This window comes from Streptomyces sp. SID13726 (genome assembly GCF_010548375.1).
Taxonomy (GTDB): domain Bacteria; phylum Actinomycetota; class Actinomycetes; order Streptomycetales; family Streptomycetaceae; genus Streptomyces.
Genome location: NZ_JAAGLY010000183.1, coordinates 1 through 582, shown reverse-complemented (window position 1 = coordinate 582; position 582 = coordinate 1). Strand labels below are relative to the sequence as shown.

Sequence of the window (582 nt, the reverse complement as noted above, 5' to 3'; positions counted from 1 at the left end):
CGGCCCCCGGGGTGCACACCACCAGCGCGGGCCGGTCCGGCACCTCGTCCAGGATGTGGTCGCGCCCCGACGTCCGTACGGGGACGGCCGGGAAGGCCCGCCCCAGCTCCTCGGCCGTCCGCCGGGCCCCCACCACCTGGGCGCGCAGCCGGAACGACCCGCACTCCTCGCAGTGCCAGGCGCTCTCCTGCCGGCCGCACCAGCCGCAGTGCAGATCCCGTGCGTCGGGGGCCTCCAGCGGCCCCGCGCAGACCTTGCAGCGGGCAGGAGCGCGGCACCGCTCGCACGCCAGCCGCGGCGCGTAGCCCCGCCGCGGCACCTGGACGAGCACCGGCCCCGACTTCAGCCCCTCCCGTACGGTCTCCCAGGCCAGGCTCGGCAGCCGGGCGGTGCGGGCCGCCCGGAGTCCGGCTTCGGTGTCGGGGTGGTCGCCGAAGGCGCGCTCCACGTACCGGGCGGCATCGTCCACCGCGTCGGCGAGCCGGTCGCCGATCCGGGTGTGCCAGCTCTCGGGCCAGAGCATGTACCCGGCGATCAGGGTGATGGCGCAGCCGATCAGGCTGTCGAGCAGTCGCGGCCGGA

Annotated in this window: 1 pseudogene; it reads right to left on the bottom strand. The window is 77.0% G+C overall.

The features are described 5' to 3' along the window. Positions 1-582: pseudogene (locus G3I78_RS47065) on the bottom strand (hypothetical protein); the annotation flags it as partial.